General features: G+C 71.9%; 10 protein-coding genes, 2 tRNA genes and 3 pseudogenes. 12 read left to right on the top strand and 3 right to left on the bottom strand.

Annotated features, from left to right (window positions below; genetic code table 11):
• Positions 1–1,209 carry a restriction endonuclease subunit S domain-containing protein gene (locus ABEB13_RS18125; protein ID WP_345706326.1) on the bottom strand — a complete coding sequence of 403 codons (1,209 nt, stop codon included), beginning with the start codon at positions 1,207–1,209 and terminating at the stop codon, positions 1–3.
• Between the two features lie 7 nt (positions 1,210–1,216).
• Positions 1,217–2,728 carry a type I restriction-modification system subunit M gene (locus ABEB13_RS18120; protein ID WP_345706325.1) on the bottom strand — a complete coding sequence of 504 codons (1,512 nt, stop codon included), beginning with the start codon at positions 2,726–2,728 and terminating at the stop codon, positions 1,217–1,219.
• Between the two features lie 630 nt (positions 2,729–3,358).
• On the opposite strand from ABEB13_RS18120, the gene ABEB13_RS18115 reads away from it, so the two are divergent.
• On the top strand, positions 3,359–3,844 hold the full coding sequence (locus ABEB13_RS18115; RefSeq protein ID WP_345706324.1) for a hypothetical protein: 486 nt from the start codon (positions 3,359–3,361) through the stop codon (positions 3,842–3,844).
• On the top strand, positions 3,841–4,071 hold the full coding sequence (locus ABEB13_RS18110) for a hypothetical protein (RefSeq protein WP_345706323.1): 231 nt from the start codon (positions 3,841–3,843) through the stop codon (positions 4,069–4,071). Before ABEB13_RS18115 ends, ABEB13_RS18110 begins: the two co-directional genes overlap by 4 nt.
• 48 nt (positions 4,072–4,119) lie before the next feature.
• Here the strand turns inward: ABEB13_RS18110 and ABEB13_RS18105 are convergent.
• Positions 4,120–5,366 (bottom strand): annotated as a pseudogene (locus ABEB13_RS18105) (amidohydrolase family protein).
• Positions 5,367–5,679: 313 nt separating this feature from the next.
• Between ABEB13_RS18105 and ABEB13_RS18100 the strand changes: the two are divergent.
• From ABEB13_RS18100 to ABEB13_RS18055, 10 genes and pseudogenes are all read left to right on the top strand, one after another.
• Positions 5,680–5,752 (top strand) — tRNA-Thr (locus ABEB13_RS18100).
• 40 nt (positions 5,753–5,792) lie between these two features.
• Positions 5,793–5,865: transfer RNA gene (locus ABEB13_RS18095), tRNA-Met, on the top strand.
• 85 nt (positions 5,866–5,950) lie between these two features.
• On the top strand, positions 5,951–6,115 hold the full coding sequence (gene rpmG / locus ABEB13_RS18090) for a 50S ribosomal protein L33 (RefSeq protein WP_006604855.1): 165 nt from the start codon (positions 5,951–5,953) through the stop codon (positions 6,113–6,115).
• An 86-nt stretch (positions 6,116–6,201) separates the two neighbouring features.
• Positions 6,202–6,651 (top strand): annotated as a pseudogene (locus ABEB13_RS18085) (FAS1-like dehydratase domain-containing protein); the annotation flags it as partial.
• A gap of 13 nt (positions 6,652–6,664) precedes the next feature.
• The gene (locus ABEB13_RS18080) at positions 6,665–7,087 is read left to right on the top strand and encodes a MaoC family dehydratase (RefSeq protein ID WP_100892780.1); all 423 of its coding nucleotides are present in this window, start codon (positions 6,665–6,667) and stop codon (positions 7,085–7,087) included.
• A 757-nt stretch (positions 7,088–7,844) separates the two neighbouring features.
• On the top strand, positions 7,845–8,117 hold the full coding sequence (locus tag ABEB13_RS18075) for an acyl carrier protein (RefSeq protein ID WP_345706322.1): 273 nt from the start codon (positions 7,845–7,847) through the stop codon (positions 8,115–8,117).
• Positions 8,101–8,937, top strand: coding sequence for a thioesterase domain-containing protein (locus ABEB13_RS18070; protein ID WP_345706321.1), 837 nt, complete (start codon positions 8,101–8,103; stop codon positions 8,935–8,937). Before ABEB13_RS18075 ends, ABEB13_RS18070 begins: the two co-directional genes overlap by 17 nt.
• A 137-nt stretch (positions 8,938–9,074) precedes the next feature.
• Positions 9,075–13,868 (top strand): beta-ketoacyl synthase N-terminal-like domain-containing protein, encoded by a 4,794-nt coding sequence (locus ABEB13_RS18065; RefSeq protein WP_345706320.1) that lies wholly within the window; start codon positions 9,075–9,077, stop codon positions 13,866–13,868.
• Positions 13,838–15,685: an SDR family NAD(P)-dependent oxidoreductase gene (locus ABEB13_RS18060; protein WP_345706319.1), complete on the top strand. Its 1,848-nt coding sequence runs from the start codon at positions 13,838–13,840 to the stop codon at positions 15,683–15,685. The genes ABEB13_RS18065 and ABEB13_RS18060 overlap by 31 nt, the downstream gene beginning before the upstream one ends.
• An 82-nt stretch (positions 15,686–15,767) precedes the next feature.
• A pseudogene (locus tag ABEB13_RS18055) lies at positions 15,768–16,883 on the top strand (beta-ketoacyl [acyl carrier protein] synthase domain-containing protein); the annotation flags it as partial.
• Positions 16,884–17,008: the final 125 nt, after the last annotated feature.

The raw sequence follows: 17,008 nt of genomic DNA, 5'->3' as shown, positions 1-17,008 counted from the left end.
TCAGGGCACCCTTTCCAGGAGATCATCGTACGACTCTGGGATCTCGGTCTCCTGGTTCAGAAGAGAGGTCAGGAGTGTAGAGCGAAAGGCGCGGAGGTTGGCAGCTTCATTCTCAACGCTGTGTACGCAGTCGAGTATGCCGTCCAAAGTTCTTGCGATCTCCTCCTGTGTCTCGCGGCAGGGAAGGTCAACTCCACGAGCCAGATATGCCTTGGTCTGGAGATTCCGAATGTTGGTACTCGCCGTCTGGAAGTCGAAACCGTCGCCTCGGCGATGGCCTGCCCAGAGGGTCCAGAAGAGATACCGAGGGGAAACCTTCGATGGATCGGCACGTAGCAACTGGAGGAAGTTGGCTCCGATAGTGGGGCGATACAGATCTCCGGTGGAGATCTGTACCACACGCCCCACCGACCGGGTCGGGGTGCCTCCTGATTTTTCAATGAGGATGTCCTGCGCCTTCAGTTCCCTGCTCCGGAACTGACTAGCCGACACCGACCGGCGTGCTTCTGCTTCGCCGCTCAGGCGACACCAGTTGGTGAACTCGGTCGACCGGTAGACGTCAACGTCCATCTCGTCAACCCCTGCCTCGGAGCCCCAGACCCCACCGATGTTGCGGAGGAGAAGAGAGTCAATCGGAACCTTGCCTCCGTCGGCGGGGAGTGAGGCGAGTTCGATAGCGGCGCAAGACAGCGCCACTCGCGCACGTTCGACCTCCTCCGTTATGGCCGACACCAGGCCATCGACTCCTCTCATGAGGTCCACGATGCGGTTCTGCTCGGATACTGATGGGAGGGGTATCCGAATCGTCAGGAAGTCGGCAGGCTTGACTCTTTCGCGCCGACCGCCCATCCCTGTCGACAGGTTCTGCAAGTCGTCCCAAAGGCCCTTCGTCGTGGTGAGGAGCCTGAAGTAGTTCGGCAATAGCCGCGGTCCACAGGTAAAGGTTGGGAACTCCTGAGATGCATAAACCTGGGCAAGGTTGCTGGGTGCAACGGTGATGGCACCCTCGAAGGCCTTCAGGCGGCTGTACACGATCTGATTCGGCCCGATCAGATTAAGGGTCTGGTATGACGTCTCTGAGCCCGGCAGTGGATCCCGGTACAGAAGGCCGCGGCCCCGATTCAGTACACCGACAATGTCGTAGACCTGCATCGGGTCTACCTTGACCGCAGTCACATCCAACGACAGGACGCTGCCCAGTGTCGTCACCGCCCACTCACCCATTGGGCACCTCGAACATGCTCAGGTCGATCCCGGCTGCACCTAGCCGCTCAAACATGACACCCTCGGTGTCGATGCGGTGCTGGCGGGCGTCGGCGTACGCCACGAGCGCAGTGCCCAGATCGGCGGTCTCTTCTGCAGCGACCCTGATGTAGCGGCTGATATTGAGGTCGAAGCCGTTCTCTTTGATCTCGTCGAACGGCACCAAGCGGACCGCGCCGCCTTCCCCGTCAGGGTCCTCACCAGTCCGGTATGCATCGATGAGCGCGTTGACGTCTCGCCCCGACATCCGGTTCTGATTCCTGTCCTTCACGAACCGGGCGGACCCGTCGACGAACAGGATGTGATCCTTGCGGTCGGCTGGCTTCTTATCGCGGAAGATCAGCAGGCAGGCCGGGATCGTCGTCGAGTAGAACAGGTTCGGCGGCAGCCCAATGACGGCCTCGAGCTGGTCCTTCTCAATCAGGCACCGCCGGATCCGGGCCTCAGCGCCACCTCTAAAGAGGACGCCGTGCGGCATGACGACGCCGACTCGGCCGCTGCCGGAGTTCATCGACGAGATCATGTGTTGGATGAAGGCGTAGTCGCCATTCTTCGCCGGTGGCACACCGCAGAGGGCCCGCGGGTCGGCCGGCCAGCGGTCCGCGCCCCAGTTCGTCAGAGAGAACGGCGGATTCGCGATGACCACGTCGAAGGTCCGGACAGCGCCGCTGTTGTCCTTGAACGCGGGCGTGCGCAGAGTATCGCCACGCTTGATGTCGAAGTCCTCGATCTCGTGCAGAAAGAGGTTCATCCGTGCGATCGAGGAGGTTGTCAGGTTGATCTCCTGGCCGTACAACCGGAGCGACCGGTGGTCCTTGCCCGCCTCGCGGAGCTGGTTGATCGTCGCGACCAGCATGCCGCCTGAGCCGCACGTTGGGTCGTAGACGGCCTCGCCGGGTTCGGGCTGCAGGACGCCGACGAGCAGGTTGACGACGGATCGCGGGGTAAAGAACTCCCCTGCCTTCTTCCCGGACTCGTCCGCAAAATCCTTCAACAGGTACTCGTACCCTGCCCCGAGCAGGTCGTGGGAGACAGTCGTCGGGTCCAGAGACAGCTCGTTGAACGCCTTAATCAGAGCTAGCAGTGCCGACTCCGGCAGGCGTTCTTGGTTGCCCCACGAGGCGTCGCCGAACACGCCAGCGAGGGAGCGCGGGTTGGCCTTCTCGATGCGCTGGAACGCCCTCGCGATCTCCGCGCCAAGGTTCTTAACCTTCCCAGTGACCTCGGACCACAGGGTGCCCTCGGGCATCTCGAACCGGTGGTAGTCCGCCTCGACCTCGTCATCCAGGTCATCGCCGAGCTCATCGATCGCCGCGTCGTGCTCGTAGACCCACGTGTCCGAGATCCACTTCCAGAAGAGCATCGGGAAGACGTAGGTCTTGAAGTCGGTCGGATCCACCGGACCGCGCAGCGCGTTCGCTGCGGCTTTGAGTCGGGACTCGAGTTCTTGCTGAGTGATCGCCACAGGTACGCGCTTCTTTCCATCGGGTGGTCTCGTTCATAGCGGAGCCCTCGGACATTCTCGCAGCGGGGCGACACGCTCGGGGACGAACGGGACAACACAGTCCGGGCGCAGGGTTGCTCGTCGTCAGTCGGTGCCAGGTGGCACCATCGCCGACTGCAGTCAGTGGTACCCCTCGATCCCCGAGGCCGAGCAAGAAGGATGCCGCAGCCGAGCAGGGGGATCCCGCTCCCGGCAAGATCCGGACCAGTCACGGACCAAGGCCGCGATCCGGAACCGGCAGAGTCCTGACAACGCAGGTCACAAGACATGTTCGGGCTAATCGTTGGGCGGTCTGTAAATCTGCCGCGCAAGCTACGCAGGTTCGAACCCTGCACCAGCCACAGGATACGAAGAGGGGCCCTGATCAGCGGAGACGCTGGCCAGGGCCTCTCTTTCTTGCTTCCTGCGGCGATCCTGCCCGGGTGGGCCGGGACGCTACATCCACGGGAGGCCCGGACTCCTGGGCCCTCGATCGGGTTGCCCCGTCGATCGACGATGCTGCGAAGGGGCGAGGCCGGGGTCGATCCGTCGGTCGAGTCTCCGCGTCCCAGGGCTACAGCACGGTGAAGTCGCTTCCTATGCTGTGTCGTTGTGAACGCTTGGGATCGCGAGTGGCAGCGGGCCGCCGGGCTGGAGGGCCTCTCGCTGACGCGGCAGCAGCCGGGCGCGGCGGCCGGGCGGCCACCCGTGCCCGTGTCGGTGGCCCGCCGCCGGATGCGTCGCGTCGTGTGGTCCCTCGCAGCCGCGTGGGTCCTGATCGTTCTCCTGGACATCGTTCTGATGCGCACCTCTGTCCTGCGGGGCAACCACACCGGCATCGCCACGTTCACCGGCGGCCTCTTCGGGTGCCTGCTGCTCGGGATCCACCAGGGCTGGGCCGGACGCCCGGAGGTCACGAACGCCGACGGGCGCCTGCTCATCTCCGCGCTGACCCTGACCGGCCGCCGCACCGTCGAACTCGATCAGCTCCGCCGAGTGCGCCGCTTCAGTACGATCTCGCGCGGCGGGGGTACGTCGACGAGTTCCGTCTCCGTGATCGCCACGGGATCGGGTTGTCCGTCGAGAACCTCCCCGTGACCAGGGCCGCGCTTCGTGGGGCCCTCCAGGCCGATGGCGTCGACCGGTCCGACCCGGTGGCGATCACCCGCCACGCCCGCTCCGGCCTCGCGCTCTATCCCAGGTCCGGCGTCCCGGAGGCGCTGCACCGCCTCTGGGGCCTCTCCATGATGATGGGCGCCGTCTGGATCCCGGCGGTGGCCGGCTTCGCCACGGCCTGCCGCCTCACCGGCAGGCATGTCCTCTGAGCGGGGCCGACCCGGGGTGGGCGGTGGCCCGTCGCCAGGGAGCCCGGGTCAGGTCGGCCCGCTCTGGCGGGGGAGGGCCAGGGCGACGGTGTCCGCGAACTCGCGGACCGCACTCGTCCGGCTGACCACCCGGCCGCTGTGGACCACCAGCCGGCTGTGCCCGCCCGCGAGCGCGCCGGTCAGGCTGTCGCCGCGGACGGCCAGCAGCTCGGCGGGGAATCCCGCGTCCACCCGGACGGGCGGCAGGCCGAGCAGGGTCCGCGCCTGGTTGGAGACCGCGTCATAGGCGGCCTCCGGGCTCAGTGCGCCGCCGGCCGCCAGCAGGAAGGCGGCCTCCAGCGGGTCGGCCCGGCCGGCGGGGAGGAGGGGTCGCGCAGCGCCCCGCTGCCGGCCGTCAGCGGCACCTGGGCCCGGACGAGTTCCCGGACGGTGGCGGGCGGCAGGCCCACGGCGGGGCCCTCCAGGCCGGAACAGCCGCCGTTCTGCGGCAGGCAGACCACCCGGACGCCGGCGGCGGCCAGCGCGGCGGAGCCTCCCGGCGGCAGCGCACTGCACGGCCCGAGAGCCACCCGGGGCCGCAGTGGGGCCAGCACCCCGGCCAGCCGGGCCAGTTGGGCCGGGTCGACGGCTGAGCAGTGCAGGTCGACCGGGCAGTCGGCCTCGCGTGCCGCCTCCAGCAGCACCTGGGCGTACCCCACCGGATCCGGGTCCAGCTCGGGGCAGCCGCCGGCGGCGGTGGCGCCGAGCTTCAGTGCCTCTCTCAGCTGGGCCCGGCCGTCCGCGCCGGCCAGCCCGGTGAGCAGCCGCGGCATCGCGACCGCCTGGAGTTCGGCGAGCCCGCGCACCGCCTGGCGCGCCGCCAGCACCGCCTCCAGACGGGTGAGACCGTGCGCGTCGCCGATCCTGACGTGGGTGCGCTGGGCGGTGGCGCCGTAGCCGAGCGAGGTGAGGGTGGCCTCGGTCACCCTCCGGACGAGGTCCGCACCGCTCTCCGGCGGCGGTGCGGGCAGTGCGGAGGTCAGCGCGCAGTCGTAGTGGCCGTGCGCCTCGGCCGGGGCCGGCAGCAGCAGGTAGCCGCTCAGGTCGATCCGCGCGCCGTGGGTGACGGTCGGAGCCCCGGGCAGTGCCTGGATCGGCCCCAGGCTCCCGGTGCTCCCCACGGCCTGGATGCGGTCGCCGCTGATCCTGACGTCGACCACCCGCCCGTCGGTGAGCCGGGCGCCGGCCAGCAGCAGGACGGGGCCGTGCTCCAGGGGATTGCCGGACGGGGGCCGGAGTGCGGCCCGCCGGCGGATGGGTCGTCCGCGGTCATCGGCACGCTCCTCCCTGTCTGGTGGACCCCTGCCTGCGGTCCCCGGCCCGGCGTCCGGCAGCCCGCCCGGTGGTGAGCCGGTCGGCCGCAGGATCGCCGCTGGTCGAGCCTAGGGTGCGGGCGGGCGGTGGGCCCGGAGGCGGGCTGAAGCCGTGTCGGCCGGGCCGCCCGGGATGCGCGCCGCGTCGAACGGCCGTACGTCCAGGAAGCATCCGTGCGCCCCGCCGACCTGGGGACTTGCCCGCCGGATACGGATTTCACCTCTGGCCGGGAACCGTGTAATCTCTTCCTCGTTCGCCCCTATAGCTCAGTCGGTAGAGCGTCTCCATGGTAAGGAGAAGGTCTGCGGTTCGATTCCGCATGGGGGCTCTGGTGAAAGTCCTCCGCCCCGGCGGATGTCGATCATCAAAGCGGTGTAGCTCAGTTGGTAGAGCAAGCGGCTCATAATCGCTGTGTCACCGGTTCAAGTCCGGTCACCGCTACCCCGCGTAGTCGATCGGGGGTCTCGAACTCCCGATCGGCTACACTTGTCTGTGTTCTTATTCGTTGTCCCAGGAAGGCACTCCCGTGGCTGCCACTGACGTCCGCCCGAAGATCACGCTGGCCTGCGTGGAGTGCAAGGAGCGGAACTACATCACCAAGAAGAACCGGCGTAACGACCCGGACCGTCTTGAGATGAAGAAGCACTGCCCGCGTTGCAACTCTCACACGGCGCACCGCGAGACCCGCTGACTTTGCCTCGACTCCAGGCCGCTCCCCCTCCGGGGCGCGGCCTGGAGTCATTTCTGCATCCTGACGGTTGATCAGAGGAGTTGCCCATGCCGCTCGACCCCTCCTTCATCGGGCGGACGTACCCGCCCACTGCGCCCTACGAGGTCGGCCGGGAGAAGATCCGCGAGTTCGCGGCCGCCGTCGGTGACATCAATCCGGCGTACACCGACCCGGAGGCCGCCAAGGCGCTCGGGCACCCGGACGTGATCGCGCCGCCGACCTTCCCGTTCGTGCTGACGTACGCGGCCGCCGCACAGGTCGTCACCGACCCGGAGCTGGGCCTGGACTACAGCCGGGTGGTGCACGGAGACCAGAAGTTCGCCTACAGCCGCCCGGTCGGGGCCGGCGACCGGCTGACCGTCACGGTGACCATCGACTCCATCAAGTCGCTGGCCGGCAACGACGTGCTGTCCGTACGGGGCGAGGTCGAGGACGAGAGCGGCGAGCACGTGGTGACGTCGGTCATGACGCTGGTCGCGCGGGCGGCCGACGAGGCGGGGAGTGACACCGATGGCGATCAGCTTCGACGAGGTCGAGGTCGGCACCGAGCTGCCGGCGCAGTCCTTCCCCGTGACGCGCGCCACGCTGGTGCAGTACGCGGGCGCCTCCGGCGACTTCAACCCGATCCACTGGAACGAGAAGTTCGCCCTGGAGGTGGGCCTGCCGGACGTCATCGCGCACGGCATGTTCACCATGGCCGAGGCCATCCGGGTCGTCACCGACTGGGTCGGCGACCCGGCCGCGGTGGTCGAGTACGGCGTGCGCTTCACCCGGCCCGTCCCGGTGCCGAACGACGGTGTCGGCGCGGTGGTCGAGGTGTCGGCGAAGGTGGCCGCCCTGCTGGACGGCCGCCGGGTGCGGGTCGACCTTCTGGCCACCAACGGCGGCCAGAAGGTGCTCGGCATGTCGCGCGCCGTGGTGCAGCTGGCCTGAGCGACGAGCTTCGAAGGGCGGGTCCGCCGGATGGCGGGCCCGCCCTTTCGTGTGCCTGCCGCAGGTGACGGAGGGTCTGCGGGGGCGGGTGGTGCTGCGCTGGTGCGTGGACACGCCGGCCTTCGTTCCGTGGTCGCGCAGGAGTGGGGAGAGCGCGTCCGGGGGCGGCCCCCGGGTGCTCTGACGTGACCATAGCCAAACGCCGGACCGTGCGGCAAGACGCAGTTGAAGGCTGAACCATACGGCGGCCGGCGCCCCGGCGGCCCTGAGCGGCGCGCAGGCCAACGGCGGTAAGGCGCGTACGTATTCGAATCAGCAGCCGCCGGTATTCGCGCATTACCGGTGCGTTCCCCGGTTTCCCGGATATTCCGTCCGGTCGGTACATTTCTCCGGCATTGCGGGCGCGTTTATTTGTGCGGAGTTGGTTGCACGGCTGATTAGCACTCGCGTACGGTCCTGATTCGGGAGGTGCGGGTCGTCCGCCACCGATCCCGCCGTCGTCATTATCCCTCCGTCGCGACCGAGACATCGCCTGCCGGTGTTCCAGCAGGTCAGAGCCATCTGCTGCCGGTCGTCGGCATCCCGCTCCCTCGCACACCCGGCCGGATCGGCCGCCCTGCCGCACTGCGGCGCGGCGCCATTCGGCGCCCTCGCCCCGTCGGCGCGGCTTTGCCGCTGCTTTGCCGACGGCTGCCCGGAAAAATGTTCTGCCAGGACGAATGTCAATGCACCGTGGGAAGGACCGACTGTGCCTGTCGTGACCGCAGCTGAGGCCCAGCAGTGGCTGATCGAGAAGATCGCCCACCGGCTCGGAGTGCCGGCCGAGGACGTGCCGCCGGACCAGTACTTCGACGAGCTCGACCTCGACTCGACCGAAGCCCTCATCCTCGCCGGCGAGATGGAGAACTGGCTCGGCTTCGAGCTCGGGACGACCACCCTCTGGTACCACCCCAGCATCAAGGACCTCGCCGAGTACATCGCCGAGGAGTCCGCCACCCGGGCAGGGGATCCGCATGCGGCCTCGGCGTGACGTCGGCCCGGCGCTCGTCCACCACCTGGCCCGGCCCGCCGCCGGCCGGGGCACCGTCCACCTGGTCCACCCCGGGGCGCTCGCGGCCGGCGTCCACCGCGCCCTGGCCGACGCGCTGCCGGACGGCGTCGGCCTGACCGTCCTCGACCTCTCGGGCCTGCCCGAGTACGGGGAGGCCGCCCTCACCGGCGGCCGCGCCGCCACCACCGTCGAGGCGCTGGCCGAGCGCCTCGCCGACGAGCACGCCAGGCTGCACGACGGCGGCCCGTACACCCTGGCCGGCTGGTCGTTCGGCGGCGTGGTCGCCCAGGCGATGGCGGAGCTCCAGCCGCCCCGCCTCCGGCCGCACCGGCTGGTCCTGCTCGACAGCATCGCGCCCACGGCGGAGTACCAGCAGCCCGACGACGCCCTCGAACCATCGCTGCTGCTCGGCTGGTTCGCGATGTACCTCGGCGCCAAGCGGGGCCGGCCGGTCGAGGTCGACGCCGGCCGCCTCGCCGGCCGCGGGGTGACGGACGGCCTGCGCCTCGTCCTCGCCGCCGCCGCCGCGAGCGGGGCCCTGCCCGCCGACACCTCGCCGCCGGGCCTGCGCAAGCTCTACGACACCTACGTGGACGGCCTGCTGCGCAACAACCGGCTGACCGCGCCCTACACCCCCGGCCCACCGGCCTGCCGCTGGTGCTCGTCACGGCCGACCGCAGCCTCGTCCCCGGCGACCCCACCCTCGGCTGGGGACCGCTCGCGCCGCACGGCCTGGAACTCCACCGCAGCCCCGGCGACCACTACACGATGCTCAGCCGGCCGGACGCCGCCGCCGTGATCGCCGGCCTGGTCCGTCCCGCCGGGGTGCCGCACCCGGCCCACGCAACGAAGGTCTGACGCAGGCCCGACATGACGGGCCCCGGCTGCCCGAACCAGGCCCGGGACCCGGCCCTCCGACACCGAGAGAGCCCTGCCGTGAACACCTCGAAGCCCACCAGCCCCATGACCGACGCGGAGATCGGCCACCGTCTTGCGGACGAACCCGTCGCCATCGTCGGCCTCTCCGCGCTCTTCCCCAAGTCCCGTGACCTGCGGGAGTTCTGGGGCAATGTGATGGCCGCCGCCGACTGCATCGAGGACGTGCCGAGCACCCACTGGGACGTCACGGAACACTACGACCCGGACCCGTCCGCACCCGATAAGACCTACGCCAGACGCGGCGGCTTCATCCCGCCGGTGGCGTTCAACCCGATGGAGTTCGGCCTCCCGCCCACCACGCTGGAGGTCACCGACGTCCTCCAGCTGCTCAGCCTGGTCGTCGCCCGCGACGTGCTCCGCAACTCCGGTGCCGACCGGGACTGGTACCGGCCCGACCGCACCGGCGTCATCCTCGGCATCACCGGCGCCAACCAGCTCACCCAGCCGCTCTCCGCCCGCCTGCAGACCCCCGTGCTCAAGGAGGTCGTGCGCAGCTGCGGCCTCAGCGACCGTGACGCCGAGGAGATCGCCGAGAAGTTCAAGCTCGCCTTCGCCCCCTGGGAGGAGAACTCCTTCCCCGGCATGCTCGGCAACGTCGTGGCCGGCCGCATCGCCAACCGGCTCGACCTCGGCGGCACCAACATGACGATCGACGCGGCCTGCGCCAGCTCGCTCGCCGCCACCAAGGCCGCCGTGAGCGAACTCCTCGAACACCGCGCCGACACCATGATCGCCGGTGGCTGCGACGCCGAGAACACGATCTTCATGTACCTCTGCTTCAGCAAGACCCCGGCCTTCTCCAAGGTCGGCCGCATCCGCCCGTTCGACAAGGACGCCGACGGCACCCTCATCGGCGAGGGCATCGGCATGTTCGCCCTGCGCCGCCTCGCCGACGCCGAACGCGACGGCAACGACGTCTACGCCGTGATCCGCGGCATCGGCTCCTCCAGCGACGGCCGCTTCAAGTCCATCTACGCCCCGCGCAAGGAGGGCCAGATGGTCGCCCTGCGCCGCGCGTACGAGGACGCCCGCTGCACCCCCGACAGCGTCGAGCTCTTCGAGGCGCACGGCACCGGCACGGCCGTCGGCGACGCCACCGAACTCTCCGCGCTCGCCGCCGTCGTCGCCGAGACCACCGGCGAGCGGCAGTACGCCGCCGTCGGCAGCGTGAAATCCCAGATCGGGCACACCAAGGCGGCGGCCGGCGCCGCCGGCATGATCAAGCTGGCGCTCGCCCTGCACCACAAGGTGCTGCCGCCCACCATCAACGTCGACGAGCCCAACCCCGCCATCGACTTCGCCACCGGCCCGTTCTACGTCAACACCGAGAGCCGTCCCTGGATCAAGGACCCGCGCCGCGCCGAACGCCGCGCCGCGATCTCCTCCTTCGGCTTCGGCGGCACCAACTTCCACTTCGTCCTGGAGGAGCACGGCGACGGCGACGACCTCCAGGTGATGTTCCCCGTCGCCAGGGTGCACCTGTGGCACGCCCCCGCCCCGGCCGCCCTCGCCGCCCTGCTTGCCGACGGCGCCCCCGCCTCGGCCGGGCCGGCCCCCGCCGGACACGCCCGGCTCGCCCTCGCCGCCCGCGACGACGCCGAACTCGCCGAACTGCGCACCCTCGCCGCCCAGGAGCTCCGTGGCACGCCGGACGCCGCCGAGTGGGCCCACCCCCGCGGCCTCTGGTACCGCCGAGAGGCCGCCGACCTCGGCAAGCTCGGCGCCCTCTACGCCGGACAGGGCAGCCAGTACGTCAACCCCGGCCACCGGGCCGTGCTCGCGCTGCCCCCGCTGCGCGCCGCCTTCGACCGGGCCAACCGGGAGTTCGGCGGCACCGAGCCGCTCTCCCGGATCGCCTTCCCGGCCCCCGCGTTCTCGGCGGCGGGCCGGCAGGCGCAGGAGGAGTCGCTGCGCCGCACCGAGTACGCGCAGCCCGCGATCGGCGCCCTCGCCGCGGGCCAGCACCGGTACCTGACCGAGCTCGGCTTCGCCGCCGACGGCCACCTCGGCCACAGCTTCGGCGAGTTGACCGCCCTCTGGGCCGCGGGGGCGCTCACCGACGACGCGTACTTCGCGCTCGCCCGGGCCCGCGGCGCGGCCATGGCACCGCCCGCCGACCCCGGCTTCGACGCCGGCGCGATGGCCGCCGTCACGGGCGACCGGAGTGTCGTCGCCGCCCTCCTCGCCCAGCACCCGGAGCTGGTGGTCTGCAACCGCAACGCCGCCGACCAGACCGTGCTCGGCGGCCCCACCGACGCCGTCGAGCGGCTGGTCGCCGCGGCGGCCGACGCCGGGGTGCGGGCCGGCCGGCTGCCCGTCTCCGCGGCCTTCCACACGCCGTTCGTCGCCCACGCCGTCGAGGCATTCCGCCGCGCCGTCGACACGGTGGAGGTCGGCCCGCCCGCCCGGCCCGTCTTCGCCAACACCCCCAGTGGCACGTACGGCGCCGATCCGGCCGCCAACGCCGCCCTGCTCGCCGAACAGCTCGTCAACCCGGTGCACTTCGCCGACCGGGTCGAGGAGATGTACGCGGCCGGCTTCCGGACGTTCGTCGAATTCGGACCCAAGGGCGTCCTCACCCAGCTCGTCGGGCGCATTCTCGGCGACCGCCCGCACCACGCGGTGCGCCTCGACGGCGGACCGGGCGCCGACGCCGACCTCACCCTCAAGCGCGCCGTCGCCCGGCTCGCCGTCCTCGGCGTCCCCCTGGCGGTCGCCGACCGCTACGTCGCGCCCGTCGCGCCGACCGAACCGGGCAAGGGCATGACCGTCATGCTCAACGGCATCAACCACGTCCCGGAGGCCCGGAAGGCCGCCTACCGGGAGGCGCTGGAACACGGCTACCGGGTGCCCGCGGCCACGGCCACGGCCGCGCCCGTGATCGTGCCGCCCGCCCGCCCCGCAGCCCAGCCCGCCGCCGCCGTCATGCCCGTGGCGGTGCCCGCGTCCGTGCCCGCGCCCGTGTCCGCGGTGCCCGTCGTCGCGGTGACCGCCGCCCCGCCCTCGGGGCCCGTCGTTCAGGAGAACGAACCCGTGGACCACGACCCCGCCGCCGGTGCCGCTGCCGACCGGCTGCCCGAACTCATCGCCGACCACCTCGCGCTGCACGACGACTACCTCAACGGCCAGCTGCAGAGCGCCCAGCGGCTCACCGGCCTGCTGGAGAACGCCGCGGATCAGGGCCGTGTCGACGAGGTCCTCGCCGGCGTCACCGCGGTGAAGGAGCACGGCCTGGCGATCGGCCGGACCCACCTGCGGGCCAACGAGATCCTGCGCGACCTCGCCGCACTGGAACTGGGCGGCGGCACCGCCGGCACGGCACCGGCAGCGGTCGCCGCTGCGCCCGCAACCGCGGCGGTGCCGGCGCCCCTGCCGGTGCCCGCGCCCGTACCGGCACCCGTAGCTGCGCCCGTACCGATTGCCGAGGCGGCGCCGCTGCCGGCGCTGCCGACCGCCCCGCCCGTACCGGCCCCGGCTCCGGCTGCCGCTCCTGCGTCTGTTCCGGCTGGGCCGGTTGCCGGTGGTGCGGTGGTGAGTGGGGAGGCGGTTGCTGCTGCGTTGTTGGCGGTGGTGGCGCAGAAGACGGGGTATCCGGCGGAGATGCTCGAGTTGGGCATGGATGTCGAGGCGGATCTGGGGATCGATTCGATCAAGCGGGTCGAGATCCTGGGTGTGCTGTCGGAGCAGTTCCCCAGTGATGTGCCGGTGGGGCCCGAGCAGTTGGGTGAGCTGCGCACGCTCGGGCAGATCGTCGACTTCATGGTGGGGGTGGCCGGCCCGGCCCCGGCTCCGGCTGCCGCTCCTGCGTCTGTTCCGGCTGGGCCGGTTGCCGGTGGTGCGGTGGTGAGTGGGGAGGCGGTTGCTGCTGCGTTGTTGGCGGTGGTGGCGCAGAAGACGGGGTATCCGGCGGAGATGCTCGAGTTGGGCATGGATGTCGAGGCGGATCTGGGGATCGATTCGATCAAGCGGGTCGAGATCCTGGGTGTGCTGTCGGAGCAGTTCCCCAGTGATGTGCCGGTGGGGCCGGAGCAGTTGGGTGAGCTGCGCACGCTCGGGCAGATCGTCGACTTCATGACGGGAACGGGCGGAGGCGCTGGCACGGCCGTCGCGCCGGCCGCCCCCGCCGCGGCTGTCGCCACCCCCGTCGCCGCGCCGCGGACCGAGCCGGCGCCGCGTACGGAGCCCGCGCCGACGGTCGGCGCGATCGGCCGGGCCCAGGCGGCACTCGCCGAACTCCCGCTGCCCGACGTGCTGGTGGACGCCTACCCGGCCGGGTCCGGCGCCCTGCTGGTGGACGACGGCGGCGCACTGGTGCCGCTGGTCGCCGGGCGCCTGGTGGCGCGCGGCTGGCAGGTGCGGGTGCTGCGGCTGCCGTCCGTCAGCCGTACCGTCGAGGGCACCGAGGACTTCGCGCTCACCGGCTGGGGCGTGACCGAACTGGCCGAACGCGCCGAGCAGATCCTCGACCGGCCGCTCGCGCTGGCCGTCACCTTCGCGACCCGGGCCGACACCGACTGGGCGGACGGGGTGCGCCGGCTCGGGCACGCGCTGCTCGTCGCCAAGCACCTGGTGGAGCCGCTGACCCGGGCCGCCGCGGCCGGACGGGCCGGTTTCGTCACCGTCACCCGGCTGGACGGCGCCTTCGGTCTGACCGGGGTGGCCGAGGAGCTGGTGCCCTCCGGCGGCTACGGCGGTCTCGTGAAGACCCTGGCCGTGGAGGCCCCGAACTCTTCTGCCGGGCCGTCGACCTGGCGCCCACGGTGGCCGACCGGGCCGCCGCCGACCTGCTGATCACGGAGATCCACGACGCCGTCCCGGAGCCCGTCCAGGTGGGCCTCGACGGCAGGCGCCGGGTCGCGCTGACCCTGGGCGACGTGCCGACCGGTCCTGCGGCCGCCACCGACCGGGCGGTGCCCGAACTCGGTTCCGACGACCTGCTGGTGGTCACCGGCGGCGGGCGCGGCATCACGGCCCGTTGCGTGACCGACCTGGCCGCTGCGCACCGTCCGGGCCTGCTGCTGCTCGGCCGGACGGCGCTCGGCGAGGAGCCGGCCTGGGCGGCCGGGGTGAGCGGCGCGGCGGAGCTCAAGGCCGCGGCGGTCGCGCACCTGAAGGCGGCGGGCGAGAAGCCCACCCCGAAGCGGGTGGAGCAGCTCTACCAGGGTGTCGTCGGCGAGCGGGAGGTCCGGGACACGCTGGCGCGGCTGCAGGCCGCCGGCTCCCGGGCCGAGTACCTGGCCGTCGACATCACGGATGCCGCGGCGACGGCCGCCGCGCTCGCGCCGTACGCGGGCCGGGTCACCGGTCTGGTGCACGGGGCCGGAGTGCTGGCCGACCAGCTGATCGCGGGCAAGCGGGCGTCGGAGGTCGAGCGGGTGTTCGCCCCGAAGCTGGGCGGTCTGCGGGCGGTCGTGGAGGCGCTGTCTCCGGAGCAGCTGCGGCACGTGGTGCTGTTCTCCTCGGTGGCCGGGTTCTTCGGCAACCAGGGGCAGTCGGACTACGCGATGGCCAACGAGGTGCTGAACGCCTGGGCGAGCTCGTTCAAGCGCCGGCACCCGCAGGCCCGGGTCACCTCGCTCAACTGGGGCGCCTGGGACAGCGGGATGGTGTCGCCGCAGATCAAGGCGGTGTTCCAGGAGCGCGGGATCACGCTGATCCCGGTGGAGACCGGAGCGGCGCTGTTCACCGGCCAGTTCGCGGCCGGGCGCGGCCACGACACGGTGACCGTGCTCGGGCCGACGACGCCGCTGTCGGTGCGCACGCCGTCCGTGCCGCAGGCCGTCTCGGTGCTGGAGCGTGAGGTGGCGCCGCTGGCCGGCGAGCCGATCGTCGCCGACCACGTGATCGGCGGGGTCCCGGTGCTGCCGGCCGCGCTGGCGCTCGGCTGGGCGGTCGGCGCGGTGGAGCGCCTCAGCGGTGGGACCGTCCGCCAGGTGCGGGACTTCGCCGTGCACAAGGGGCTGCTCTTCGACGACGCCCGGCCCGAGCGGCTGCAGTTGGCGGCCACCCCGGCCGGCGACCGGGCCACCACCGAGGTGGTGATCCGCTCGGTCGCCGCGGACGGTGCCGTCCGCCCGCACTACGCGGCGACCGTCGTGCTCGGCGCCGATCCGGCGTCGGAGCTGAACCACCCCGTCCTGGCGGGCCTGCCCGCCGCGGGCGGCGGCCGCGACGCGAGCGGCCTCTACGCCGACGGCACGCTCTTCCACGGCGCCGCGCTGCAGGGGGTGCGACGCGTCCTCGCCGAGGACGAGAGCCGGTTCGTCCTGGAGTGCGCGCTCACCGAACCGCCCACCGCCGCGGGCGCGTACGAGGGTCGGCTCTACCGGCCCGGCACCACCGACCTGCTGCTGCAGGCGGGCCTGGTGTGGATGCGGCTCTTCCGCTCGACCGCGAGCCTGCCGCTGTCCGTCGCCCGGGCCGAGCTGCATCGGGCGCCGGAGAGCGGCGAGACCTTCCTCGCCGTGGTCGAACCCGCCTCGGTGAACGGGACGTCGGCCGGCCTCACCGTCACCGCGGTGGGCCGCGGCGGGCGGGTCCTCGCCCGGCTGAGCGGCGTCAGCCTCGTCTCCACGCCGCAGCTCGCCGCCAAGTTCGTCAGCGGCTGACGCACCCGACCCGGCAGGTCCGGCCGGCCGTCACCGTACGGCCGGCCGGGCCGCCCCGCAGACCGGAGGGACCACAGCTTCCATGAGCACGTACGCCGTCGTCGGCCTTTCCTGCCTGTTCCCGGGCGCCGAGACCCCGGAGCAGTTCTGGCACAACCTCAGCACCGCCACGGACAGCCGCACCGAGGGCGGACCGGAGGTCTTCGGACCGCCCGCGGACCCGCGCGACCTCGACCCGGAGCACCGCATCACCTGCACCCGCGGCGGATTCGTCCGCGACTTCGCCTTCGACCCGACCGGCTACCGGCTCGCCCCGGAGCGCCTCGCCGGGCTCGACCGGGTCTTCCACTGGTCGCTGCACGTGGCCCGGGAGGCGCTGCGCAGCTCCGGGCACCTCGACCGGCCCGAGCTGCTCGCCCGGACCGGGCTGGTGCTGGGCAACTACTCCTTCCCGACGCCCGGTTCGGCCGACCTCAGCCTGCCGCTCATCGAGCAGGCCGTCGTGGACGGGCTGCGCCGCGGCGGCGTGCCGGTGCCGCCGCGGCGGCCCGGGCCCGTCCGGGACGCGGCGGACGCCCACGTCAGCGGCGCGCCCGCGCGGATCGTCGGCGCCGCCCTCGGCCTCGGCGGTCCCCGGTACGCGCTGGACGCCGCCTGCTCCTCGGCGCTGTACGCGCTGAAGCTCGCCTGCGACCACCTCGCCACCGGCCAGGCCGACCTGGTGCTCGCCGGCGGGGTGTGCGCCCCCGACCCGACCCTCATCCACCTCTGCTTCTCCGACCTGCACGCCTACCCGGAGAACGGCTTCAGCCAGCCCTTCGACGCGCGGTCGGCGGGCATCCTCACCGGCCAGGGCGCCGGCATGCTGGCCGTCCGCCGGCTCGCCGACGCGCAGCGCGACGGCGACCGCATCCACGCCGTCATCGAGGGCATCGGCCTCTCCAACGACGGCGGCGGCCGCCACCTGCTGGTGCCCAACGAGGCGGGCCAGCACCGCGCGTACCGGCTCGCCTACGACGCGGCGGGCGTCTCGCCCGCCGACGTGGACTACCTGGAGTGCCACGCCACCGGCACCCCGATCGGCGACAGCACCGAGGCCGGCTCGGTCGCGGGCTTCTTCGGCCCGTACGGCGAACTGCCGCTGCTCGGCTCGGTGAAGGGCAACATCGGCCACCTGCTGACCGTCGCCGGGCTGAGCAGCATGCTCAAGGTGGTGCTGGCGATGGAGCACGGCCACCTGCCGCCGACCATCGGCGTCGACGAACCCGTCCCCGGACCGCAGGGCGCCGCGGCGGCCGCGCTCGTCCGCACCGGCCGGGCCTG

It is taken from the genome of Kitasatospora paranensis (assembly GCF_039544005.1).
GTDB lineage: Bacteria > Actinomycetota > Actinomycetes > Streptomycetales > Streptomycetaceae > Kitasatospora > Kitasatospora paranensis.
Note: the sequence above shows the minus strand (reverse complement) of the source record. Positions and strands in the feature narration are given on the sequence as shown.